This window comes from Microbacterium sp. CCNWLW41 (assembly GCF_037083505.1).
Genome location: NZ_JBAOJP010000016.1, coordinates 19,988 through 44,364, shown reverse-complemented (window position 1 = coordinate 44,364; position 24,377 = coordinate 19,988). Strand labels below are relative to the sequence as shown.

Here is a 24,377-nt window from a genome sequence, read left to right as displayed (position 1 = left end):
CCGGGGCGTCGCATGTCGTCGGAGCCTCGGCCCGACGTAGCCTGGAGCCATGAACCCCCGTCAGTCCGCTGCGGTCTACCGTCGCCGCAGGATCGTGTTCTTCGGCGGGGTCATCGTGGTCCTCGCGATCCTGGTCGTCCTCGTCTGGTCCCTGATCGCCCGGTCCTGGTCCGAGGGCTCCGGCCCGACTCCGGCGCCGAGCGCGTCGTCGTCCGCGTCTCCGGAGCCGGCGACGAGCACCGCGCCCCCGGCCGAGGGCGGGACGGGGGCGGAGACGAGCCCGCCGGCCTCGGAGGGCGCGACACCACCGCCGGAGGACGGAACAGGCGCATGCCAGGCGGCCGGGATCGCCGTCGCGGCGGTCACGGACGCCTCGTCCTACGGCCCCGACGTGCAGCCGCAGCTCTCGATCTCGCTCACGAACACGGGCGCCCAGGACTGCACGATCAACGTCGGGACGACGCAGCAGCGCTTCGAGATCAAGAGCGGCGACGACGTGTGGTGGCGATCGACCGACTGCCAGCAGAACCCCAGCGACATGGTGGTGACCCTCAAGGCGGGGTCCACCGTCACCAGCTCTCAGCCCGTGGCCTGGGACCGCACGCGATCCACGCCCGAGACGTGCGGATCGGCGGAGCGTCAGCGGGCCCCCGGGGGCGGGGCGACCTATCACCTGAGCGTGTCGATCGGTGGGTTCGACAGCGCGCAGAGCACGGCGTTCACACTGGAGTGACGCCGCGCACGCGATGACAGCGGCGTTTGTTTGGGATACCATGGATCTAGCCTCCGCGCATCGGGCGGCAGCCATCCCCAGTGGCGTCGAATCCCCGCGTCCCCAGCGCATCGACATTCGCCGCTTCCGGAGGCTTCAGGAACCCCTCGACGCCCAGTCCCCAAAATGAGCGTTCGGGGGGTTCCGTTCTCCTAGGCTGGGAGGATGGCCGCGAAGAAGGCGAAGAAGAAGGCGCCCGCTCCCGAGGCGTTCCGATCCGAGGCGCTGGCTCAGGCCCTCGAGAAGCAGGACATGGCGGCGGTCGCCCTGGCGCTGCGCAACGGCAACACGGTCGTCCCGCTCATCCGCCCGGGCGCGCGCGACAACCCGCTCGACGGGGGCGAGGTCTGGACCTACCGGGACCCCTCCACCGGGGACGTGGCGCTCCTGCTGTTCAGCGACGCAGCCCACAAGCCGGCGAACCTGCCGCCGGGCGTGGGCATCTACTCACCGGCCTGGCTGCGCTCGTTCCTGACGACGCACCGGGACACGATCACGACCGTGTTCCTCGACATCGCGGGCCCGCATCCCATGCAGGCGCCCCCGGACGAGCTCCTGCGCGCCCTCGAGGTCTGAGTCCTTCACGCCGGACCATCGGTCCCCGTCCGTGAGCGGAACCAGGCGGTGAACAGGTCAGAACGCGGGGACCTCGGCCTCGCGGCGGGGAGCGGTCCTCGCGCGGACGTCGTCGATCGCGGCGCGCAGCGTCCCGGACCGGTCGTCGATCACGTGCGCGTATCCGAGCCGCGCGGCCTCGGCCCGGCGCTGCGCCGCCTGGGTGACCGGCCGGACCTCGCCCGCGAGACTCAGCTCGCCCACGGCGGCGAGCGTCCTCGGCACCGCGCTGTTGGCCAGCGTTCCGGCGACGGCGATCGCGATGGCGAGATCCGCGGCGGGCTCCGTGAAGCGCACCCCGCCCACCGTCGACACGTACACGTCCTTGTCGCTCGTCTTCACGCCGGCGCGGCGCTCGAGCACGGCGAGCACCATCGCCACCCGTGACGCGTCCAGGCCGTTGACCACGCGGCGGGGGTTCGGGGCGGTGCTCGGGATCGTCAGCGCCTGCACCTCGACGGGCAGGGCGCGACGCCCCTCCAGGGCGATGGCCACGCACGTACCGGGCTCCGGGCGCCCGTGCGAGAGGAAGAGGCTGCTCGGATCCGGAACCTCGGCGATGCCGTCGCCGGTCATCTCGAAGCAGCCCACCTCGTCGGTCGGTCCAAAGCGGTTCTTCAGAGCCCGCACGAAGCGCAGGGCGGTCTGCCGGTCGCCCTCGAAGTGGCACACGACGTCGACGAGGTGCTCCAGGACGCGTGGTCCGGCGACCTGGCCGTCCTTGGTCACGTGACCGACGATCACGATCGGCAGGTCCCGTTCCTTGGCGACGCGGATCAGCGCGGAGGCGACCTCCCGCACCTGACTGGGTTGGCCGGCCGCGCCGTCGACGAGCGCTGAGGCCACGGTCTGCACAGAATCGACGATCACCAGGTCGGGCGCGACCTCGTCGATGTGTCCGAGGACCGTCGCGAGATCGGTCTCGCTGGCGAGGTAGAGCTCGTCGTGCAGCGCGCCCGTGCGCTCGGCGCGGAGGCGGACCTGCGCGGTGGACTCCTCGGCGCTGGCGTAGAGGACGCGACGGCCGTCGCGGGCGCTCGCCGCGGCGACCTCGAGCAGAAGGGTGGACTTGCCGACGCCGGGCTCGCCGCTGAGCAGGATCGCGGCTCCGGGGACGATCCCGCCGCCGAGGACCCGATCGAACTCGGCGACGCCGGTCGAGCGTCGCGGAGACTCCTGCGTGGTCACCGCCGTGATCGGTCGCGCCTGGCGTCCGGCGACCGGGGCGACCGCGGACACCTGGCGGACGATCCCGCTGCGAGCGGCCTGTTCGACGACCGTGCCCCACTGCTGGCACTCGCCGCATCGGCCGACCCACTTCACCGTGGTCCACCCGCATTCCGAGCAGACGTATGCGGCGGGGGTGGGACGACGGGAGGCCATGGGTTCAGGCTATCCGCCCCCTCCGACGTCGCGCCGCGCGCGGTCGGGTAGGAAGGGGGGGGCTTGTTCGTGTCGCGGGTTCAGGCAGCCGCGCCAGGTCAGGCGGGTGGTGGCGCTGGTGGCCTGATCTGGTGCGTTTGCCTGTTTCGGCGAGGCCGTGGGGTGGCTCGGACGGAGTGGGCCGGTCGCGGGTCTGTCCCCGGGGTGGCCGCTTGTTCCTGCCGCGGGTTCAGGCAATCGCGCCAGGTCAGGCGGGTTATGGTGGCGCAGGCCTGATCTGGCGCGTTGGCCTGATCCCGCGCGGGAGTGTCGGGGTGGGTAGCCTCGGAGGATGAGCGACTTCCGCAGCGTCGAGGAGCAGCAGCTCCGCATCCTCGACCGCATCACCCGGACCGCTGTCCGCGCTGTCCCGCTCGCCGAGGCCGCGGGTCGCACCCTGGCCGAGGACGCGCAGGCGCGCAGCGCGGTCCCTCCCTTCGACAATTCCGCGATGGACGGGTTCGCCGTGCGATTCGAGGACGTCGCGAACGCCTCGGCGGACGAGCCGGTGAGGCTGCGGGTGGTCGCGGACGTCCCGGCGGGCAGCGATCTCGATCCCGAGATGCCGGCCGGGTCGGCGGTGCGCATCATGACCGGCGCCCCCGTGCCGTCCGCCGCCGATGCGATCGTGCCTTTCGAGGACACCGAGGGCGGGCTGGCGGACTCCCTCGACACGGCCGTGGTGCGCCGTGCGGCGCGGGCCGCCGGAACGTTCGTGCGCCGTGCCGGAGACGACGTCGCCCCCGGCGATCGCGTGCTTCCCGCAGGGACGCTCCTCGGCGCGCGTCAGCTCGGCGCGCTCGCCTCGGCAGGGATCGCCGAGGTCCGCGTGTCCGAGCGTCCTCGCGTCGCGATCGTCTCGACCGGATCCGAGCTCGTGGCGCCCGGAAGCCCGCTGTCTCGCGGACGGATCCCGGACTCCAACGGCATCCTGCTCGCGGCCCTCGCTGAGGACGCGGGGGCCGAGGTCGTCCTCCGGGTCGTGGTGGACGACGAGGGCGCGGGACCCGCCGAGGCCGTGCGCGAGGCGCGGACGCTCGGCGCCGAGGTCGTCGTCTTCTCCGGCGGGGTGAGCGCGGGCGCGTACGAGGTCGTGCGCCAGACCCTCGCCGCCGACATGGAGTTCGTCCGGATCGCGATGCAGCCGGGCAAGCCGCAGGGCTTCGGGGTCACGGAGGACGGCCTCCTGCTCTTCGGGCTTCCGGGCAACCCGGTCAGCGCCGCGGTGTCCTTCGAGGTGTTCGTGCGCCCGGCGCTGCTGGCGATGCAGAGATGCGCGGCCGTGCACCGTCCGCTGCTGCGTCTGCCGGCCGCGGTCGAGTGGGGCACGCCGGCCGGCCGGCGTCAGTACCTGCCGGCGGTGATCGACCGGAGCGACCCCGCGGCGCCGCGGGTGCGTCCGGCGACGCGCGGCGGATCCGGCTCACACCTGGCCGTGGGGCTGGGCACGGCCGAGGCGTACGCGATCGTCCCCGCCGAGGTGGAGCGCGTGTCGGTCGGCGACCTCGTGGACGTCATGGAGCTCTGAGCTTCCGTCCGGCTAAGCGGGGTCGCGGGGCCCATCCGGGTCGGACCTGACGTCGTTCGGGTGGCACGTCGGATCCATCTCGCCGAAACCCCTCTCCGCGTCGATACCCCCTCGTATCCACGTATTTGCGAGGGGGTATCGGCGCTGGGAGGGGGTTTCGCGGTCAGGGGCAGGGACGGAACGGCGGGACGGGACGGAACGGCGGGACGGGACGGGACGGGAGGAGACCTGGTCGGGTCAGTGGTCGCCGCCCGTGAGCTGGTCGAGAGCGTGGCGGGCGAGGGAGAGCACGAGCGGCATGCCCTCGGCGACGGCCTTGGGGGAGCCGGGGAGGTTCACGATCAGCGCGGTGCCGGAGACTCCGGCGACGCCGCGCGAGAGCAGAGCGCCGGGGGCGATCGCGGCGGACTGGCGACGCAGCTCCTCGGCGATCCCCGGGAGCGTCCGGTCGAGGACCTGCATCGTGCCCTCGGGGGTCTGATCCCGCGGCGCGATGCCGGTGCCGCCGGACGTGACGACGAGCCGCGTGCCGCCGGCGAGCAGCCGGCGAAGACCCGCAGCGACGCTGTCGGCGCCGTCCGCCACGACGAGGGCGTCGTCGCAGGCGAAGCCCGAGGCGCGCAGGGCGGCGACCGCGACGGGACCCGCGGCGTCTGGGCGCTCACCGGCGGCGGAGCGGTCGGACACGGTCAGTACGGCGGCGCGCACGGCGTCGTGCGGAGTCGTGTCGCTCATCCCGTCAGCCTAGCCAGCCGCCAGCCGCCAGCCGCCAGCCGCCAGCCGCCTTCCCGGGGCGATCGCGCGCCCCCGCCGCCCGCACGACGACCGCCCACCGCCCACCGTCACCCCTCGCCGGCGTCGCCCGCGACCCGAGGCGCTTGTCGAGTGGTCAGTTTCTGTGGGTTGCGGGGCCGGGAACCCACAAAAACTGACCACTCGACAACGTGGACCCGGTCGGCACGGGCCACACGGACGCGGCGGCGCAGCGGGGAGGGCGGGGCACGGGCCACACGGACGCGGCGGCGCGGCGCGGCGCACGGCGCGCGGCGGCGGCGCGCCAGTGCGGCGCACGGAGGGCGGGCATCCGGAAGGGGAATCGTCACGATCAGCAATACCTATCGGCGGCGCGATTATTCACGGCCCAAAGCCTCAGAAGGCGTCCGTGGCCTGGCAATAATGGAGCCATGGCCAACGGTGCGCCCGTTTGCGGGCCGATCTCCAGCTACTCCCGGGTGCGGATCCTGCACCTGGTGCAGTCGCGGTCCCCGCGCACGATCGGCGAGCTGACCGAGGCGACGGGGCTCCACGCCAACACGATCCGCGAGCACCTGCAGCGGCTCATCGAGGGCGGATACGTGATCCAGAGCACCGAGCGACGGACGACTCGGGGGCGTCCCCGGACGCTCTACAGCGCCGCCACCGGCGCCCCAGACGCGTCCAGCCCGGTCGCGCGAAGGAAGGTGTCCGCCGCGGCCGAGCGGGGCGACCTCATGCGGCGCCTCCTCCGGACCGAGGGGTCGGAGCTGGGACGCGAGGCCACCTACCAGCTCGACGCCCTCGTCGAGCACCTCGAGGAGAGCGGATTCGAGCCGGTCGTCGCCGAAGACGGCCTGCGGGTCGAGCTCACCCCGTGCCCGCACGCGGCCGCCCGGCCCGAGCACCGGCCAGTGCTGTGCCAGGTCCACCTGGGGCTCATGCAGGGCGTGCTCGCCGAGGCGGGCGGCCCGCTGTCGGCCGAATGCGTGCGCGCGGCCGACCGGCCCGAGGAATGCACCGTGCAGCTGACCACCGAGCTGCTGACCGCCGCAGCGCGCGGCTGACGGACGAGGAAGGAGCAGCACATGGAATGGCTCGACCCGCTGGTGCTCTCACGCTGGCAGTTCGGACTGACGACGGTGTACCACTACCTGTTCGTCCCGCTGACGATCGGGATGGCCACGGTCACCGCGATCTTCCAGACGATGTGGGTGCGCACCGCCAAGATCGAGTACCTGCACCTCACCCGCCTGTTCGCGAAGATCTTCCTCATCAACTTCGCCATGGGCGTGGTCACCGGCATCGTGCAGGAGTTCCAGTTCGGGATGAACTGGTCCGACTACTCCCGCTTCGTCGGCGACGTGTTCGGCGCCCCGCTCGCGTTCGAGGGACTGCTGGCCTTCTTCTTCGAGGCGACGTTCATCGGGCTGTGGATCTTCGGGTGGGACAAGCTCCCGCCCAAGCTGCACCTCGCCACGATCTGGTGCGTGGTCGTCGGGTCGATCCTCTCTGCGTACTTCATCATCGCGGCCAACGCGTTCATGCAGAACCCGGTCGGATACGAGTACAACGCCGCCACCAACCGTGCTGAGCTCGTCGACTTCGGGGCGCTGCTGACCAACCCGGTGGCCGTGACCGCGTTCCCGCACACGATCTTCGGCGCGTTCATGTTCGCCGCCGGTGTCGTGATCTCCACCTCCGCCTGGCACCTGTATCGCGGGCAGCACACGTCGACGATGCGGATCTCGCTGCGCTTCGGCCTGTGGGCGATGCTCGTCTCCGCCGCGGGGGTGGTCCTCACGGGCGACCAGCTGGGCCTGGCGATGTACGCGACGCAGCCGATGAAGATGGCGGCCGCCGAGGCGACGTTCAACACCGTGTGCGGCAAGGACGCGGCCTTCAGCCTCTTCACGCTCGGCACGCCGGACGGGAAGACGGATCTCTTCTCCATCCGTGTTCCCTACCTGCTGTCGCTGCTGTCCACGCACACCGTCGACGGCTGCGTGCACGGCATCAACGATCTGAACGCCGAGTACGCGGAGCGGTTCGCGGACACCGGCCTGACCGAGTTCACCCCGATCCTCTGGGTCACCTACTGGGCGTTCCGCTGGATGATCGGGCTCGGCATGCTCCACGCCTTCATCGCCCTCGTGGGCCTCTGGGTCACCCGCAAGAGCGCGAAGAGCGAGCCGGCCGCGTGGATGTGGAAGATCGCGATCTGGTCCTACCCGCTCGCCCTCGGCGCGAACATCGTCGGCTGGGTCTTCACCGAGATGGGCAGGCAGCCCTGGATCGTGTTCAGCCTCATGACGACGCGTGACGGCGTCTCGCCCGGCGTCAGCGGGGTGGAGGTCCTGATCTCGCTCATCTGCTTCACCGCCATCTACGCCGCGCTCGCCGTGGTGGAGGTCGCGCTCATCATCCGCGCCGCCCAGAAGGGGCCGGACACCACCGAGAAGCCCGCGGACGCGGACGGGGCCGGAACCCCCGGCGGCGTCTCGTCGGTCGTCTACTGAGGAGGATGGTCATGGATCTCGCATACCTCTGGTTCTGGATCGTCGCGTTCCTCTTCGTCGGCTACTTCGTGCTCGACGGGTTCGACTTCGGCGTCGGGATGTCGCTGCCGTTCCTCGGCAAGGACGACGTCTCCCGTCGGCAGATCATCAACACCATCGGGCCGGTCTGGGATCTCAACGAGACCTGGGTGATCGTGGCCGGCGCGTGTCTGTTCGCGTCGTTCCCGGAGTGGTACGCATCGCTGTTCAGCGGGTTCTACCTGCCGCTGCTGATCATCCTGCTGGCCCTGATCCTGCGGGGCGTGTCGTTCGAGTACCGGCACCAGCGCGACGACCCGCGCTGGAAGCGCCGCTTCGACACGATGATCGTCGTGGGCTCCGCGGTCCCGGCCCTGCTGTGGGGCGTGGCGTTCGGCAACATCGTGCAGGGCGTCCCGCTGAACGAGGACCACGTCTTCACGGGAAGCCTGTTCACCCTGCTGAACCCGTACGGCCTGCTCGTCGGCGTCACGACGCTCCTGCTGTTCTTCCTGCACGGTGTGACGTTCGTCGCGCTGAAGACGGACGGGCCGGTGCGCGAGAACGCCCGACGCCTGGCGCTGCGTGCGTCGCTCCCGACCGTGCTCGCCGCGGCGGCGACGGTCGTCTGGACGATCGTGATCGCGGCCGGACGCCCGTCGCTGCTCGCGATGGTCGTCGTCTTCGGCGCGCTCGCCGCGGTCGCGCTGCTCGCCTCGGTGCTGTTCACCGCCCGCGGGCGCGAGGGCTGGGCGTTCTTCGCGGGGATGGTCACGACCCTCGCCGCGGTCGTCATGCTCTTCGGGGCGCTCTTCCCGAACGTCCTGCCGTCGACGACGGATCCGGCCTTCGGCCTGACGATCGAGAACGCGTCCAGCACGCCCTACACGCTCCAGATCATGACGTGGACCGCGCTCATCGCGATGCCGCTCGTGCTCGCCTACCAGGCGTGGACGTACTGGGTGTTCCGCAAGCGCGTGACCCGGACGTCGATCGAGGCGGCGCCGGCGCACGCGTGAGACCCGGGGACGCGGGATGGCCCGGACGGCCGGCGTCGTCGTCCGGGCGCGGGGACGCATCCCGTGCAAGAGGGGGCGCCGCCCGCGTCGTGGGACCCGTTCTCCCTGACGGGCTCCCGCGACGCGGGTGCGGTGTCGCGGGTTCCGGTGACGGAACGGGGAGGATCGAGGGATGAAGCCCGTCGACCCGCGTCTGCTCCGGTACGCCCCCGCCGCGCGGACCTGGCTGGTCGTCTCCGCGGGGATCGCGCTCGCGCAGACGGCGGTCACGCTGGCGTTCGCGTGGATCGTGGCGGCGGCGATCACGGCGGTCGCCGAGCAGCGCCCGCTGGCGGACGGCTCGCTCCTCGCGCTCGCGGGCGTCGTCCTCGTCCGCGGCGGGCTGGTCTGGGCGTCGGAGGCGTGGGGCGCGCGGGCCGCGGCGCGCACGGGCATGCAGCTGCGGGAGGCGCTGCTGGACGCGATCCGGCGCCGGGGCCCGGAGTGGCTCGCCCGCCGGAACCAGGCGGCCCTGGCCGTCACGGCGGGGCACGGTCTGGACGCCCTGGACCCGTACTTCGCCCGCTACATCCCGCAACTGGTCCTCACCGCGATCGCGACCCCGGTGATCGTCCTCGTGATGTGGCTGGAGGACTGGCCGAGCGGGCTCACGGCGATCGTGACGCTCCCGCTCATCCCGATCTTCCTCATCCTCATCGGCATCGCCACCCGCACCGTGCAGCGGCGACAGCTCCGTGTGCTCCAGCAGCTCGCGGCCCGCTTCGCCGACACGGTGCAGGGACTGGCCACCCTGCGCGTGTTCGGACGCGAGCGGCGGGCGGCGGCGCGGATGCGCGAGACCGCAGAACAGTACCGGCGCGAGACGATGAGGGTCCTGCGCTACTCGTTCCTGTCCGGGTTCTCCCTGGAGCTGCTGTCCTCGCTCGCCGTCGCGCTCATCGCGGTGTCCGTCGGATTCCGCCTCCTCGCCGGGGAGATCGAGCTCGGCCCTGGCCTGTTCGTGCTGCTCCTGGCACCCGAGGCGTTCCTGCCGCTGCGGCAGGTGGGCGTGCAGTTCCACGCGGCCGCCGAAGGGGTGGCCGCCACCGAGGACGTCTTCGCCGTGCTGGACGAGGATCGTCCGGCGTCGGCGTCCGCGTCCGGGGCCGCGTCTGGGGCGTCGGGACGTTCCCTCGATGCGGCCCGCGCCCTGGGCGCGTCCGGCGTGACAGACCCCGCCCCGTCCGGTCCGCCCGCGGATCCGGTGCTCGTCGTCGCGGATGCACGCGTCCGCCGCGGGGACCGGATCCTCCCCGCCGTGTCGCTGACGGTGGCGGCGGGCGAGATCGTCCTCGTCGAGGGGCCCAGCGGAGCCGGGAAGTCCAGCCTGTTGGCGGCGCTGCGCGGGGTCGCGCCCTTCGAGGGGCGGGTCAGCTGGGCGGGCCGGGACGTCCGGACGCTCGACGCGTCGTCCTGGCTGGCGTGGGCCGGCCAGCGACCGGGGCTGGTGCGCGGCACGGTCGCCGAGAACGTGGCGCTGGGCGAGGTGACTCCCGACGCCGAGCGGGTGCGCGCGGCCCTGAACGCCGCCGGTGCCCCCGAGCTGGACCCGGACACGTCGCTGGGGGTGCAGGGTGCGGGGCTGTCCGGCGGGCAGAGCCAGCGCGTGGCCGTGGCGCGAGCGGTGCACCGGCTCGGCTCGGGAGCGGAGGTGCTGGCCCTCGACGAACCGTCCAGCGCGCTCGACGCCGAGACCGAGGAGGCCCTGTGGCGGAGCCTTCGCGCCCTCGCGGACGCAGGCACGGCGATCCTCCTCGTCTCCCATCGGCCCTCTGCGCGGGCGATCGCCGATCGCATCGTCGTCCTCGCGCCGGATGCTCCTGCGGTGCGGGAGAGCGGTCCCGTCGTTCCGGTCCTGACCGCGGGAACCGCGGCGGCGGCCGCGCCGGCCACGTCCGCCGCGGTCGGCGCGCGGCTCCCCGTCCCGGCCAGCCCGGCACCGTGGGTGGAGGAGGGGCGCGTGTCGCGCTCCGAACCGGATCCCGCCGCCGAGGCACCGCTGGACACCTCGGTCCGCGGCATCCTGCGGGCGGCCATGCCTCCGATGCGCCGGTTCCTTCCCGCCCTCGTCTCCGCCGTGCTGTCCGCCGCCGCCGCCGTCTGCCTGCTGCTGGTGAGCGGCTGGCTCATCGTCAGCGCCTCGCTCGTGGACTCCCTCGTGCCGCTGTCGGTCGCCGTCGTCGGCGTGCGGTTCTTCGCCGTCTCGCGCGCGGTCTTCCGATACCTGGAGCGGATCGCGGGCCACGACGCGGCGCTGCGCCGGCTCGCGGACCTGCGCGCCTCGATCGTGCGTCGGCTGATCCCGCTGTCACCGGCCGGGCTCGGACGCACCGACCGCGGATCCGTCCTGTCCGCGCTCGTCGACGATGTGGAGAACCTGCAGAACCTTCCGCTGCGCGTCGTGCTGCCGTTGGTGTCCGGTGGCGTGGTCGCGGTGGCCTCGGTCGCGGTGATGGCCGTCGTCTCGCCCGCCGCCGCGGGCGCGCTCGCCGTCTGCCTGGTGCTCGCCGCGGTCGTCGCGGTGCTCGTCGGACGCGTGCTCGGGGATCGGGCGGAGCGCGCGGTCTCCGAGCGCCGCGCCGCGCTCGCCGGTGCGCTCGTGGATGACATGGCCTCGGCCGACGTGCTCCGCGCGTTCGGGGTCCAGGAGGCGTCGCGCGCGCGCATCCGGGCCGCCGACGAGGCCCTTCGCGACACGGTCTCGCGGGCCGCCCGCGCGCAGGCCGCCTCGGCCGGGGCGGTGTCCGTGGCCGCAGGCCTCGCCTCCCTGTGGGCGATCGCGGTGGCGGTGCCGGGTCTTCCCGGCGGCGCGGTCGATGCGCCGTGGTTCGCGGTGGCGGTGCTCCTGCCGATGGCGGTGTTCGACGTGTTCGGCGCGGTTCCGCAGGCCGCGTCGTCCTGGCGCGGGGTGCGGGCGGGCGCGCAGCGCATCCACGCGCTGCTGCCGGCAGAGCTGCCCGCGCAGATCCGTGCGGACCAGCCGGGCTCCACGGGCGTCGTGACGCCGGCTCCTCCCGCCGCCTCGCCCGTGACCCGTCCGCCCGCGCTGCGGGTGCGGGGTCTGCGTGCGGGGTGGCCCGGGGCGGAGCGCCCGGCGCTGACCGGGGTCGATCTGGATCTGGGACCGGGCGAGCGGGTCCTCGTGACCGGGGCGAGCGGAGCGGGGAAGTCCACTCTCGCCGCCGCGCTCGTCGGGTTCCTCGCCGCCGAGGGGGAGTACCGCGTGGGCGACGAGGACGCCGCACGGATGCCCGGCCCCGCCCTGCGTGCGGTCGTCGGGCTGTGCGAGCAGGAGCCCCAGCTCTTCGACGAGGACATCCGCCAGAACCTGCTGTTCGCCCGGGACACGGCCAGCGACGAGGAGCTCCTCGCGGTGCTGGAGCGGGTCGGGCTCGGAGACTGGGTGCGCGAGCGCGGCGGCCTCGACGCGCGTGTCGGGGAGCGCGGCGCGCTCGTCTCCGGCGGGCAGGCGCAGCGCATCGCCCTGGCTCGGGCGCTGCTGCGCGGATTCCCGATCCTGGTCCTCGACGAGCCGACGGCGGGTGTCGACCCGGCGACGTCGGAGGCGCTGCTGGACGACCTCCTGGGAGCCGCAGGCGACCAGTCCGTCCTCCTCATCTCCCACGTCGCACCGCCCGAGGGGCGCATCGACCGCGTGGTCCGCCTTCAGGATGGGCGTACCGCCTGAGCGGTCCGATCGATCCGGGCTCGGTGGCCGACGCGCCGGAGCCCACGTAGCGTGGAGGATATGGCACGGACGGACGAAGCGGACCTGCTGATCGATGCCTCCTCGGCGCGCGTGTTCACGGCGCTCCTGGATCCGGATGCGCTGGTGCGCTGGCTCCCGCCCGGCGGGATGACCGGACGCATGGAGCGCTTCGAGCCGCGTCCGGGCGGGAGATACCGGATGATCCTGCGCTACGACGATCCAGCGGCGGAGGAGGGGAAGTCCGGCGGCGGGGAGGACGTCGTCGAGGCGACGTTCGTCGAGATCGAGCAGGGCGAGCGGGTGATCCAGGACGTGGAGTTCGCCTCTGACGATCCTGCTTTCGGCGGCGTGATGCGGATGTCGTGGCTCGTGACGGCGGAGGGAGACCGGGCGAGGGTAACGATCCGTGCCGAGAACGTGCCCGAGGGGGTATCAGAGCAGGACCACCTCACGGGCCTGCGGTCGTCGTTGCAGAACCTCTCCGCGCTTGTCGGCCGCTGATCCGCGGACGGAGCCGAGGCCTTGGTGGCCTCGTCGCGGCGGGAACGTGCCGCTGTTGTCGGCGATCGGCACGCGGCCCCGGACCGCGCGGCCGACCGGGAGCGGGTCAGGGCCAGAGCGGCTCGAGCGGCTCCATCGTGATGCCCTGCGCCTCGAACGAGCGGCGCCGCTCCTCGATGCGGCGGTGCATCTCGGCCTGCGCCGCCGTGACCGTCTCGGGGTCCACGGGGATCGAGGCGGGATGCGGGTCGCCGTGGTTCGCGGCGATGTACGCGTCGAGCTCGGGACCCGAGGTCCACGAGGTGATCAGGGCGTAGCGGGGGGCGACGCCGCGGTGCCACACCGCGTGCCAGAACCGCTGGGTGTCCACGACGATCCGCGACCCCTCCGGGAGGGGCAGGCGCATCTCGGTGGCGGGGTCGAAGCGGTCCGATCGCAGGATCAGGAGCGAGTCCGGGTCGTCCGTGAGGTTGAAGAAGCCCCGGACCACCCATCCGGTGCCTTCGTCGTTGAGCCGGTTGTTGTCGTCCTGGTGCAGGTTGTAGATCGCGTCGGCGTAGGTGTTGGGCTGGAGTTCGATCACGCGGCAGCGCCCGACGTTGGCGCCGGCCTCCGCGGCACGGCGTACGAGCGTCGGGGCGAGCGCCGACTGCGAGGGTACCCAGACGCCGTCCTTGTCCGTGCGGGGCGGGGTGTGGTTCCAGAAGCCGTTGCACTCCACTTCGCCGGCATAGCTCGCCAGCGGGGCGAAGCGCGTGATGCCGGACGAGCGCCACGGGACGTACTCGAGGTCGAACCACTCCGCCGGATCCGCCGTCTGGTCGTACCGGTCGAGCACGACGTATCCCGTCTCCTCCAGCGCCTCCGAGCGGATGAACGACATCTCGGCTCCCCTCATCTCGTCCGCGCCCTTCCCGGGGCGCGACCTACTTAGGACATCCTAACTCGGCGGGCGTGCTCCCGTCGGGCGCGGAGCCGTGCAAAACGGGCCCGTCGCTACGCTGGGGGAATGACACAGCCTCAGGGAGCCCATCTCGTCGGGAGCGTCAACTTCGACGACGCCGAGAAGACCATGCGCACGGCCTCCGAGATCCTCGGCGCTCGGCTCAGGCGGATCCCGGACGGGGAGGTGGGCAAGCGATTCCACTGGATCATGTTCCAGCCGGACGTCCTCGGGGCGGCGGAGGGCATCGAACGCGTCGGCGATGCCCCGATCCCCTTCGGGGCGGGGCTGGACGCGCGTCCGCTCCGGATCGGCGAGGGTGTGGACCCCCAGTCGATCGTCCTGCCGCCGCTGGGCTACGAGGACGCCGCCGTGGCGTCGTACGGGATCTTCCGCCGCCTCCGCGACGCGGGCGTGATCCCGGCCGGGACGCGCTTCCAGGTGTCGCTTCCCACGCCCCTCGCGGTCATCTCCTCCTTCTTCTCCGGCGACGACCGCGGCGCGATCGAGCCGCTCTACACCGCGGCGATCCTGCGCGAGCTGGACGGGATCCTCCGGACCGTTCCGCACGAGGACCTGTCGATCCAGTGGGACGTGGCCAGCGAGATGGGGATCATCGAGCGGGCAGCGGGGTACGGCCGGGTCATGGAGGCGTGGTGGCCGGGGGACCCGTTCGACGGGCTCGTCGGCCGTCTGGCCGCGCTCGTGGACGCCGTGCCCGCCGACGTGGAGGCCGGAGTGCACCTCTGCTACGGCGACGCCGGCGAGAAGCACTTCATCGAGCCGACCGATGCGGGAAACCTCGTCCGCTTCGCGAACGCCGTCGCCGCGGCGTCGGGGCGGACGCTCACGTGGCTGCACCTTCCCGTCCCGATCGCCCGTGACGACGACGCGTACTTCGCGCCCCTCGACGACCTGGCGCTCGCCGACGGGACCGAGCTGTACCTCGGGCTCGTGCACCGCGAGGACGGCGTGGAAGGAGCCCGGCGTCGGATCGCCGCCGCCGCACCGCACGCGCCCGCCTTCGGCGTCGCGACGGAGTGCGGGATCGGCCGTGCGCCGGCGGGCGCGACCGAGGACATCCTCCGCACCCACGCGGACGTCGCCGTGTCCTGGTGAGCCCGATTCGCGTCCGCGCTCGGCGTGACGTAAACTCTTCTGCGGTGACGTGTCCGAGCGGCCGAAGGTGCAACTCTCGAAAAGTTGTGTAGGGTAACCCCCTACCGTGGGTTCAAATCCCACCGTCACCGCCAGTCCGGAAGCCCGTTCTCCCTAGAAAACACTGGGGAGGGCGGGCTTTCTACTTTCCTCGTGACAACGGCGTGACAACACTCGCAGTGCGACGTGCCTGATCGAGGGTCGCTGCAACGCCGTTGAGGTCGTCATCGAACTGGTCTGCGTACGTGTCGAGCGTCATACTCGCGGAGGCATGCCCAAGCATCCGCTGCACGGCCTTCACGTTCGCTCCAGCCGAGATCGCCAGAGACGCTGCAGTGCCGGAGGTCGTGCGGCGTGACGCGCGGCATTGTGGCCGGTGGCTTCTCACCCCGGGAATTCGCAGCGGCCACGAGCTTTTCCTCGTCGGAGAGCACGCGCTTCACCGCGGCCGCGAACCAGCCGTCACGCGAGTTCGGGAGTCGCACGTGCAGTTGATCGTCACCGGGCAGGAGATCATCGCGGCCCTTGCCCTCGCAGAGCTTCGCGATCCGCAGTGCCAGGAACTCCGGGCAGGGGACGATCTCGTCTCGTGGGTCTTCGGCGTCCCCACGTGGATCACGGTGCCGACCATGACGGCGTTCTCTTCGACGCTCACGCGCCGTCTGAGCGCGTCTACGTGCTTGACACGGCCCGGTAGCCTCACCCCATCTGAGACCCGTGTATGCCAGGAACAGGACGAGCGTGGGGTGTGCAGATGCGTCGGCGAGCTTCTGCCGGCGGAGTTCGGGGATACCTCCGGTCGGGTAACGCCGTCTCGGGGTGGTTCGCGGGAGCTGTGAAGAGGATCCGCGCTGAGGATGCCAAGGCTGCGGCTGAGGCAAAGGGGCGAGGCGAGGAAGTGTCGCCGATCATGCCGCGAGTCACTCCTCATGACCTGCGCCACACCGCCGCGTCGCTCGCGATCAGCGCGGGAGCCAACGTCAAGGCTGTACAGCGGATGCTTGGGCACGCGAGCGCGGCGATGACCCACGACACGTACGCGGAGCTCTTCGACGGCGATCTCGACTCCGTCGCGGTTGCGCTGGACAGTCAGCGCTCTGCTTCACTCGGGTCGTAGGTAGCGGAGGGCGGCTCCGGTAGTGACGCTCTCAGTCATGTGTGCGAGAATCGCACACATGACTGAGATGACATCGGCTGAACTTGGCACGCGTATCCGCGAAGCCAGAGAGCGTCGCGGGCTGAACCAGTCCGATCTCGGTGAGCGCCTTCAACTGGACCGAACGATGGTGAACAAGATTGAGAACGGCACGCGGAAGGTGTCGGCTCTTGAGCTTTCGCAGATTGCTGACGCGCTCCGAGTGCGCATGGCATCGTTCTTCACTACTCCAGTTCCGGCAATCGTCTCTCATCGGTCCTCCCAGGGGCTGGAAGTCGTCGATTCTCAGATCGATGCGATGCTGGAGGGTCTTGCGGCCGATGTTGAGCTCGTACAGGAACTCGGCGCGCTTGACCGACGAGAAGTCCCCGGGTCCCATCTCGATGTGCCACAGACGCACACGGACGCCGAGAAGATGGCGGAGCGTGCACGCGCCTCGGTGGGTCTTGACGAGCATTCGCCTGCGCGCGACCTTCAGCGCCTCCTTGGGGATGCGGGCCTGCTGGTGTTTACCCGTGATCTTGGGACGGACACGGCCGATGCCGGTACGGTGCTGCTGCGCGATGCTACTGGGGTCTCGCTCGTCAACAGCGCACAGAAGGTGGGGCGTCGTCGGCTCGCGGCCGCACACGAGTTTGGGCACTTCCTAGTCGCGGACGACTATTCAGTCGACTGGGATGTCACTGCGGGTGGGCAGCAGACTGAAGCGCTGCTGGACCACTTTGCGCGGGCGTTTCTCTTGCCGTCCCGAGGATTGCGGGACTTGTGGACGCGCATGATCGTCGATGGCGTGCGAACTGCGGCGGTCGTCACCGCGGGCACTTTCCGGGTGGATATGGCGACGCTGGCGCGCCGACTTATGGATCTCGAGTTGGTGAACGGGGCGGAGGCCGGTCAGATTCGGCAGGTCCGGACGACCGGCGCTGACATGATTGAGCACGATCTCCATCCGCACGACGACCTGGCAGGTGTAACCCAGCCGCGGATCTACCAGCAAGCGGTATTGCGGCTGGTGCGGGATGAGTTGATTTCGGGGGCCCGTGCGCTCGAGCTTCTCTGGGGGACGGTCGATGAGGACGAGCTACCCGCACCGCATGTACCGACGGATGGCGACATCTGGCAGTTCGTCTCGTGACGGACTCCCGGCCGGGACGCGTGTTCGACACAGGTCCCTTGCGGCATTTCGCCTTACAGCAGTGGCTCGGTGTGCTGAAGTACTTGTGCCGGGACTACGACGTGATGATCCCCGAGAGCGTGGAGGCTGAAGTCAAAGATCAGAGCCGCACCGATCCCGGGTTGCTGCAGGTTCTCGATGCTGACTGGATCACTGTTGATCGCAGCACTGACCTCGCCTACCTGCAGGCGTTCGCAGGCTTCGAACGACTTCTCGCCGCAGGCGGTCGGAATACAGGGGAGTGCGGCGTCCTGGCGCTAGGAAAAACCCGCGGTCACGAGCTCATTGTTGACGACAGGGTGGCTAGCAGTCTTGCTCGCCGGGAGAAACTGAACTGCCGGGGAACGCTCGCACTGCTGTGCGACGCCATCCGCGAGGAGAAGCTCACCGTAGCCATGGTCTCAGACCTTGCCGATGACCTCCTTGGTGGGGAGTACCGTCTCCCGTTCAAGCAGGGCCGATTCGCGCAGTGGGCAGAAGAGAACGGCCTCATCTGAGGTCGAAGACCCACTCGCAGGGGAGGCGTGGGGGGACAGGGGCGCTTGTGCTGTGACATTTGATGGAATATCCTCATAGTCATGGTCGCACTTTCTTCGGATCTCGTTGATCTCCTCGGTGGCGTTGCGCTGGACATCCGGGAGGAGTTCGAGGCGAGCGCAGGCCTTGTCACTGCAGCGCTTGAGCTTCATCCTGCGTTCACTGACAACAACGTCCCGCGATCTGCGTTGGTGCGGTCGATCATCGCGCGAGAGTTCCGTGCCGCTGCCGGGCGGCGAGGACTTAATCCCCGTTCGGGCCTGGGGGGCGCCGTCGAGCTGTATGAGTTCAACGGCGACGAGTACGCCATCATTCGGTTGCGCAGCGCTGAGCTTGTAGGTGAGGACCTGCGCGTCATCGCCAATAGCGGATCCACTTGGGGAGGTCTGTCGGACGACGGCTTTTGGCGGGAGGTGCCGTACGTGTTCGGGTGCACGTTCGGGGAAAACGACTCGGTGAGCTTCTTCGTCGCCGAAGTCATCGGCCAGTCGGAGGGTGCCGTTGCGCATCTTGAGTTTGGTTGGATGCACCGCTTCGATGAGCCCGCTCCGCGCGGCGGCGCGTCGTTCACTCCCGATAGCGGTGACTCGCTTGCGGGTTGGGACATGCCGGATTCCGACGACGTCGACAAGCAAGCCTAGGGAGCATCGTGATTGACTCAATGCCGCCAGGTGCGGCTGTTGTTGGCGCGCGCGTTCGGCAGCTTCGACTTGCGCTCGGCCTGACTCAGACTGAGCTGGCTGTGCGAAGCGGAATCGCGTCCGGGTCGATCTCAATGATTGAGAACGGTCACCAAGAGGCGGATCAAGCGATGCTGAGTGCGCTCGCGGAGGTTCTCGACTGCCAACCGAGCTATCTGACAGCTTCAGCGAACGCTGAGTTCGACCGTCCGAAGCTGCGAGCATACGCGGATGCGCCCCAGCGCGCAGTCGATCGCACTACGTTTGACTCGATCAGCGCCATCGAGGTAATTCGCTCGGCAGGGTTGCGTACCCTCACGGTCAAACTTCCCATCTACGACAGCGATCTGAATGATGACGACGAAATCGACCGCATCGCGGCGGATGTCCGAACAGCCGCGGGTCTCGACGCTGAAGAAGTCATCCCCAACGTCATTCGCGCCGTCGAGCGACTCGGATGTGTCGTTCTGCCCCTCGACCGCGAGCTTGGCCGCCACTGGGGAATGTCGCTCACAGTCGAGGGGATACCGGTCATCCGCGTGGCACGCCCTTCGCACGACGCGGACCTGGACATCCCAGGTGATCGACAACGGTTCACTGTCGCACATGAGCTGGGACATCTCGTTCTTCACGCAGGTTCTGCGCAGCCGGCCGCGCCGTCGGAGGCAGCCCGGATGGAACAGCAGGCCAACAGGTTTGCGGCTTCTTTTCTCGTGCCAGGCGATTCGGCCCTAGAAGATCTCGAGGCATTGGGCGGGCGGGTCACGCTGCGCACTTTGGCGTTGCTCAAACAGAAGTGGGGATATTCAATCAAGGCCTTTGTGTTCCGGTTCCGAGAGCTGGGTGTGATCGATGATGCACAGGCTCGGTCGCTTTACAAGCAGATCTCGGCTCGCAGATGGAACAAGGAAGAGCCCCATCGTCCCGGGACCGAGTCCGCTGTCTGGCTCGGAAAAGCGCTCCGGGAGGCCTTCCCTACAGGAGACGTAGTGGAGGGCGCCTCGCGTGCGTCGGGGCTTGGGGTCAACTACATTGCGCGCTGGTTGGACTGGAGTCCCTCGGGGGTATCGAGGCCGCCGGCCGAGGTGACGGTGCTTCAGCCGCGTGAACGTCCAGATGCCTCCTCGCGCTCCACGGGGCGGATCTCGCGACTGCCCAGCAGGCCATGATCCCTCCAGCGGTAACGCAACGGTAACGAATATCTGCGGGACCTCGATTTCAGGTGTGCGCACATGTGCCCAACCTCCGCGGAATCAGGCGGATCTCAGCGGTCGCTCCGGCATCCAGTGGCCTGCGATAGGGGTTCAAATCCCACCGTCACCGCCAGGAAAACCCCCGAGAAATCGGGGGTTTTCGCCTGTCCGGGTCGCAGTGTGGCGCATCGATCGGTTCCCATCATCACGTCCTCACGGAGAGCACGGCCGCGGGCCTCCCTCCGGTCGATCGGCTGGTCGCGGCCGATGGGACGCCGAGAGGCGAGGTGATGGCGACCCGTCCTGGAACTGCGATCTCGCAAATCAAGGTTGCGCGTCAAAACGGGAACAGCGCGTGGAGAACGCACAACGTCGCGATGACGGCCTGACGAGCACACGCCGGCGTGGCCGCTGGCCGCGCCAGTCGGCTACAAACGGCGTGGGCCGGCGGCGCGGTCCGCGAGCAGGCGGGCGAGGGCCGTGGTCGCACCCGCCGGCGCGTCCCACGCGGTGTCCCCGATGCCGAGGTAGTGGCTTCGGGCGCGTTCCATGAGCGCGCGATCGGCGCCCGTGAGCGTGTCCGCCACGGTCTTGGCCGCAGCGTCCTTCGAGACGATTCGTCCGGTGTCGAGCGTGACCAGGATCCGCGCGAGCGTGAGCAGCGTGTTCCGCTCGTCGCCCTCGACGCCGGCGAGCACCTCCGGGACCGATGCGAGGATCGCTTCGCGCAGCGCCTCGGGGGGCACCGCGGGGAGCAGGGTGCCGAGGGGCTGCCCGAGGAGAACCCGGTGGGCCTGATGTGCGGTCGCGATCAGCACCGTCACGTCGGGGTCGTTCTCCGGCATCGGGACGTGCCCGTTCAGGATCCCTTCGCGCAGCCATTCTCCGTACTGGAAGTCGCGGAGCGGCGCGCCCGCCCACGAACCCGGCTGCGGTGCCGTCAGGCCGGTGAGTTCGATCGGTCGACGATCCTGAGCGTCGGGGAACCGAGTGGCGTGCCCCCGCCATCCGGACACGGCGAGCAGCAGATCCGTCAGATCGCGCCGTTCGCGACTCGACAGGGATCGTCGGGTGAGCACCAGCAGGTCGATGTCGCTCTCCGGGCGGATCTCGGAAGACGCGGCCGATCCGAACAGATAGACCCCGAGAACATCGCCCGGGCTCACCTCGTCGAGGTGACGAATGACCGGGGCGACCTGCGCTGCGACGCTCTGCCCGTACCCCATGCCTTCATTCTGCCGATGTCGGATGCTCGCGATCACACCGCCGCGATCCGCCGCGCCGCGGGTGCGGGGTGGGCAGTCGCGCGCGGACCTCGCGAGCCTCGTGGTCTGATGGTGGCATGGCACGTTGTCGAAGGGTCCTCCTCGTTGCGCTCGCCGCGCTGGCCGTAGGGCTGAGCGGATGTTCGGTGCTGGGGATTCCCGAGGGACTGGACGAGGACCGGCTCGCGGCCATCTCGTCGCAGGTGTCCGCCGTGCAGGGCGGACTCGACGCGACCCTTCACAGTGAGACCAAGACCTGCGAGGGTCTCTGCCAGCGCATCTCCGTCGATCTGGTCCCGCGCGTCCCGGACTACACGGCCGTGGACATCGCGCGGGCGATCTACGAGACGGATACCGCACTGGAGGACCAACGGATCTCGGCGTTCGACTACTGCTTCCGCTCGAATGCCTGGAGTCTGGCCGACGCGCAGTATCTCGATGCGCGGCTCCTCGAGATCCCCGCGCTGGGGTACGGCGACTTCTCCCGCGACGAGGATGAGGCCCGGCCCAGCTACGACTGCTACTCGTTCGCGGCCATCGATGCCAGGGAGAGGCTGGCCGCGTTCCTCGCGGAGCACGGAGTCGACGGCTTCTAGCCCTCGTTGCTGAGGTCACCGCGCCGTCACGGAGGTCACCGCGCTCCGGAACGGCATTGATCGGGCGGCGGGTTGCGCCGACGGCTCGAGGATTGCATACCGAGATACTGGTATGCAATCTCCAGGTAATTCTCATATTTTGGTATCACCCCCCTATCGTTGGACGGAGCCAATCCGACCGTGGGGGTACGCATGCTTGGCACTGGGGAGAATCGTCGCGTCCGAAAGACGCTGATGCACCGCTCGCGGGTGGTCGCCGCCACTGTCGTCGCGACGCTGGTGGCCGCGTTGACGGCGGTGAACATCACGATCGTGGACCAGACGCCGGCGACGGCGGCTGGTGCGCTGTTCTGCGGCGACGTCTACACGCAGCAGGGTCAGAGCCCGCGCAACATCTGGCAGATCGACCGCGAGACCGGTGCTCAGACCGTGGCCGGGACCTTCAACATCTCCGGCGCCACCGGCAACCTGAACGGCACCGGCATCCACGATGCGGACGGCGACGGCTACGGCGAGGTGATCATCGGCGTCCTCCCCGCCAACTCCGGCACCGCGCGCTCGATCTACCAGTACTCGAGCGTCACCGGGCAGACGACGCTCCTCGGCGCTGGCGTCGCCGGGGCCGCGGTCACCCACGGCGCGATCAACGCGGCCAACGGTCACTACTACTACGGCGGCCTGACCAACGGCACGCTGAACGTCTACGGCTTCAACACCCAGACGAACCAGTCCATGGGTCTCGTCGCGAGCGGGCCGGTCCCCAACGGCGGTGCCAACGGCGACTGGGCGTTCGACAGCCAGGGCAACCTGTTCGTCGTGGCCGGGGGCAACGGCGCGGGGACGACAAACATCGTCAGCGTCGTCGAGCAGGACATCCCCTCGGCGGGCGGGACGACGGTGCCGATCACGGCCAAGGAGCTGGTCCGGATCGACACCGGCGGGACGCCCCTCAACGGCATCGGGTTCGCGGGCGACGGATACCTCTACGTCGCTGGCGGCAGCCGCATGTACAAGGTCAACCCGACCACGGGGCAGAACATCAGCAACGTCGCCTTCCCGACGGCGGGCTCGGTGGACATGGCCTCCTGCGCCTCGCCGAACTCGGTCACCGTCGTCAAGGACTTCCCGCAGGGGCGCAACACCAGCTCCGACCAGGTGACGATGACGATCACCGGTGACGGGATCACCGGCGGGAACACCGCCACGACGAGCGGCACGGCCCCCGGCGTCCAGCCCCAGGAAGCGGGGCCGGTCCTCGTGCTGTCCGGCCAGCGGATCACCGTCTCGGAGACGGGATCCGGCGTCGGGCGTCCGAAGTACGACACCCGCTGGTCCTGCGTGGACCGGAACACCGGGAACACCCTCGGCTCGGGCGACGGCGGATCCGGGGCCTTCACCGTCCCGGACGGGGGAGCGAAGGGCGTCGCCGCGCTCTGCACGTTCACGAACGACGCCCGCCTGCCCGCAGTGTCGCTCGAGAAGACCGCCGACAAGACCACCCTCGTCGCCGGCGAGACCGTGACCTACTCGTTCCGCGTGACCAACACCGGCAACGTCCCCCTCAAGGACGTCTCCGTGGCGGAGACGGCGTTCACCGGAGCCGGATCGATGTCGGCCGTCTCCTGCCCGGCCCTGCCGGAGCCGCTGGCGCCGGACGCCTCCGTCACCTGCACGGCGACGTACAGTGTGCAGCAGGCCGACGTGAACGCCGGATCGGTCGAGAACACCGCCACCGCGCGGGCCGTGTCGCCGGATGAGATCGCCGTCACGTCGGATCCCTCGTCGGTTACCATCACGGCGGATCAGAACGCCTCGCTGAGCATCGTGAAGTCCTCGGACACCGCCGAGCTCGTCGTGGGTGAGACGGTGACCTTCTCGTTCGTCGTGACGAACACCGGCAACGTGACCCTGACCGACGTCGGCGTCAACGAGGGCGCGTTCACCGGCGCCGGGACGCTGTCGGCCGTGGACTGCCCGGCGGATCGGACGCTCGCGCCCGGCGGTCAGCTCGTCTGCACCGCCACGTACACGGTGCAGCAGGCGGACGTCGACGCCGGATCGATGCGCAACGACGCCACCGCGACGGGCACGCCGCCCACGGGCCCGCCCGTGACCTCGGAGCCGTCCGAGACCACCACCCCCTCGGTCCCCGACCCGAGCGTGTCCATCGCGAAGACGGCGGACAAGACGGACCTCGTGGTGGGCGAGACGGTGACGTACTCCTTCCGCGTGACGAACACCGGCAACGTGACGCTGACCGAGGCCGCCGTCGCGGAGGGCGCCTTCACGGGCGCGGGCGACCTGTCGGCGATCGCGTGCCCGGCCGACCGGACGCTCTCCCCGGGCGAGTTCCTGGACTGCACGGCGACGTATGTGGTGCAGCAGGCGGATGTGGATGCGGGGTCGGTGACGAACGCGGCGACGTCGTCGGGCACGCCGCCGACGGGTGACCCGGTGACGTCGGATCCCTCCGAGGTGACGATCACGGGGACCTCGTCGCCGTCGATCACGGTCGTGAAGTCGGCGGACAAGACCGATCTGGTCGTGGGGGAGACGGTGACGTACTCGTTCGTGGCGAAGAACACCGGGAACGTGACGCTGACGGATGTGTCGATCGCGGAGGGCGCCTTCTCCGGTGCGGGTGCGCTGTCGGCGATCGAGTGCCCGGCGAACCGGACGCTGGCGCCGGGTGCCGAACTGACGTGCACGGCGACGTATGTGGTGCAGCAGGCGGATGTGGATGCGGGGTCGGTGACGAACGCGGCGACGTCGTCGGGCAC

19 protein-coding genes, 1 tRNA gene and 1 pseudogene are annotated in these 24,377 nt (G+C 70.2%); 17 read left to right on the top strand and 4 right to left on the bottom strand.

Features of this window, described 5'->3' with window-relative positions:
• The first annotated feature begins 49 nt into the window (after positions 1-49).
• Positions 50-733 carry a hypothetical protein gene (locus V6R91_RS34780; RefSeq protein WP_271063035.1) on the top strand — a complete coding sequence of 228 codons (684 nt, stop codon included), beginning with the start codon at positions 50-52 and terminating at the stop codon, positions 731-733.
• 204 nt (positions 734-937) lie between these two features.
• On the top strand, positions 938-1,348 hold the full coding sequence (locus tag V6R91_RS34775) for a dehydrogenase (protein WP_067249975.1): 411 nt from the start codon (positions 938-940) through the stop codon (positions 1,346-1,348).
• 57 nt (positions 1,349-1,405) lie between these two features.
• Here V6R91_RS34775 and radA read toward each other — a convergent pair whose 3' ends face one another.
• Positions 1,406-2,770, bottom strand: coding sequence for a DNA repair protein RadA (radA, locus tag V6R91_RS34770; protein ID WP_336399124.1), 1,365 nt, complete (start codon positions 2,768-2,770; stop codon positions 1,406-1,408).
• Positions 2,771-3,101: 331 nt separating this feature from the next.
• On the opposite strand from radA, the gene V6R91_RS34765 reads away from it, so the two are divergent.
• Positions 3,102-4,337, top strand: a complete 1,236-nt coding sequence (locus tag V6R91_RS34765) for a molybdopterin molybdotransferase MoeA (RefSeq protein ID WP_336399123.1) — start codon at positions 3,102-3,104, stop codon at positions 4,335-4,337.
• A 237-nt stretch (positions 4,338-4,574) separates the two neighbouring features.
• Here V6R91_RS34765 and V6R91_RS34760 read toward each other — a convergent pair whose 3' ends face one another.
• On the bottom strand, positions 4,575-5,072 hold the full coding sequence (locus V6R91_RS34760) for a MogA/MoaB family molybdenum cofactor biosynthesis protein (RefSeq protein WP_336399122.1): 498 nt from the start codon (positions 5,070-5,072) through the stop codon (positions 4,575-4,577).
• A 449-nt stretch (positions 5,073-5,521) separates the two neighbouring features.
• Between V6R91_RS34760 and V6R91_RS34755 the strand changes: the two genes are divergently transcribed.
• From V6R91_RS34755 to V6R91_RS34735, 5 genes are all read left to right on the top strand, one after another.
• Complete coding sequence (locus tag V6R91_RS34755) at positions 5,522-6,157, top strand: helix-turn-helix transcriptional regulator (protein ID WP_219086179.1); 636 nt, start codon at positions 5,522-5,524, stop codon at positions 6,155-6,157.
• A 21-nt stretch (positions 6,158-6,178) separates the two neighbouring features.
• Positions 6,179-7,609 (top strand): cytochrome ubiquinol oxidase subunit I, encoded by a 1,431-nt coding sequence (locus V6R91_RS34750; RefSeq protein ID WP_067250625.1) that lies wholly within the window; start codon positions 6,179-6,181, stop codon positions 7,607-7,609.
• 11 nt (positions 7,610-7,620) lie between these two features.
• Positions 7,621-8,646, top strand: coding sequence for a cytochrome d ubiquinol oxidase subunit II (gene cydB / locus V6R91_RS34745; RefSeq protein WP_271062748.1), 1,026 nt, complete (start codon positions 7,621-7,623; stop codon positions 8,644-8,646).
• Positions 8,647-8,818: 172 nt separating this feature from the next.
• Entirely contained in the window at positions 8,819-12,373 is a 3,555-nt protein-coding gene (cydD, locus tag V6R91_RS34740; RefSeq protein ID WP_336399121.1) for a thiol reductant ABC exporter subunit CydD, read from the top strand.
• A gap of 60 nt (positions 12,374-12,433) precedes the next feature.
• Positions 12,434-12,895, top strand: a complete 462-nt coding sequence (locus tag V6R91_RS34735) for an SRPBCC domain-containing protein (RefSeq protein ID WP_271062744.1) — start codon at positions 12,434-12,436, stop codon at positions 12,893-12,895.
• Between the two features lie 106 nt (positions 12,896-13,001).
• Here V6R91_RS34735 and V6R91_RS34730 read toward each other — a convergent pair whose 3' ends face one another.
• Positions 13,002-13,778 (bottom strand): hypothetical protein, encoded by a 777-nt coding sequence (locus tag V6R91_RS34730; protein WP_336399120.1) that lies wholly within the window; start codon positions 13,776-13,778, stop codon positions 13,002-13,004.
• Between the two features lie 126 nt (positions 13,779-13,904).
• Here V6R91_RS34730 and V6R91_RS34725 point away from each other — a divergent pair, with 126 nt between their 5' ends.
• The 7 genes and pseudogenes from V6R91_RS34725 (at position 13,905) to V6R91_RS34695 (ending at position 19,712) form a co-directional block, all read left to right on the top strand.
• Complete coding sequence (locus V6R91_RS34725) at positions 13,905-14,957, top strand: hypothetical protein (RefSeq protein WP_336399119.1); 1,053 nt, start codon at positions 13,905-13,907, stop codon at positions 14,955-14,957.
• A gap of 43 nt (positions 14,958-15,000) precedes the next feature.
• A tRNA-Ser gene (locus V6R91_RS34720) sits at positions 15,001-15,091 on the top strand.
• Between the two features lie 722 nt (positions 15,092-15,813).
• Positions 15,814-16,113 (top strand): annotated as a pseudogene (locus V6R91_RS34715) (tyrosine-type recombinase/integrase); the annotation flags it as partial.
• Positions 16,114-16,171: 58 nt separating this feature from the next.
• Positions 16,172-17,287 carry a helix-turn-helix domain-containing protein gene (locus V6R91_RS34710; protein WP_336399118.1) on the top strand — a complete coding sequence of 372 codons (1,116 nt, stop codon included), beginning with the start codon at positions 16,172-16,174 and terminating at the stop codon, positions 17,285-17,287.
• 71 nt (positions 17,288-17,358) lie between these two features.
• Entirely contained in the window at positions 17,359-17,823 is a 465-nt protein-coding gene (locus tag V6R91_RS34705) for a nucleotide-binding protein (protein ID WP_336399117.1), read from the top strand.
• A gap of 81 nt (positions 17,824-17,904) precedes the next feature.
• Entirely contained in the window at positions 17,905-18,504 is a 600-nt protein-coding gene (locus V6R91_RS34700; RefSeq protein WP_336399116.1) for a hypothetical protein, read from the top strand.
• Positions 18,505-18,524: 20 nt separating this feature from the next.
• Positions 18,525-19,712, top strand: coding sequence for a helix-turn-helix domain-containing protein (locus V6R91_RS34695; protein ID WP_336399174.1), 1,188 nt, complete (start codon positions 18,525-18,527; stop codon positions 19,710-19,712).
• Between the two features lie 452 nt (positions 19,713-20,164).
• Here the strand turns inward: V6R91_RS34695 and V6R91_RS34690 are convergent, their stop codons facing one another.
• Positions 20,165-20,962, bottom strand: coding sequence for an aminoglycoside adenylyltransferase domain-containing protein (locus V6R91_RS34690; RefSeq protein WP_336399115.1), 798 nt, complete (start codon positions 20,960-20,962; stop codon positions 20,165-20,167).
• 116 nt (positions 20,963-21,078) lie between these two features.
• Here V6R91_RS34690 and V6R91_RS34685 point away from each other — a divergent pair, with 116 nt between their 5' ends.
• Both V6R91_RS34685 and V6R91_RS34680 read left to right on the top strand, forming a co-directional pair.
• Positions 21,079-21,597: a hypothetical protein gene (locus V6R91_RS34685; RefSeq protein ID WP_336399114.1), complete on the top strand. Its 519-nt coding sequence runs from the start codon at positions 21,079-21,081 to the stop codon at positions 21,595-21,597.
• Between the two features lie 234 nt (positions 21,598-21,831).
• Positions 21,832-24,377 (top strand): DUF7507 domain-containing protein (locus V6R91_RS34680; RefSeq protein WP_442928216.1); only part of this gene is annotated, 2,546 nt, incomplete at its 3' end.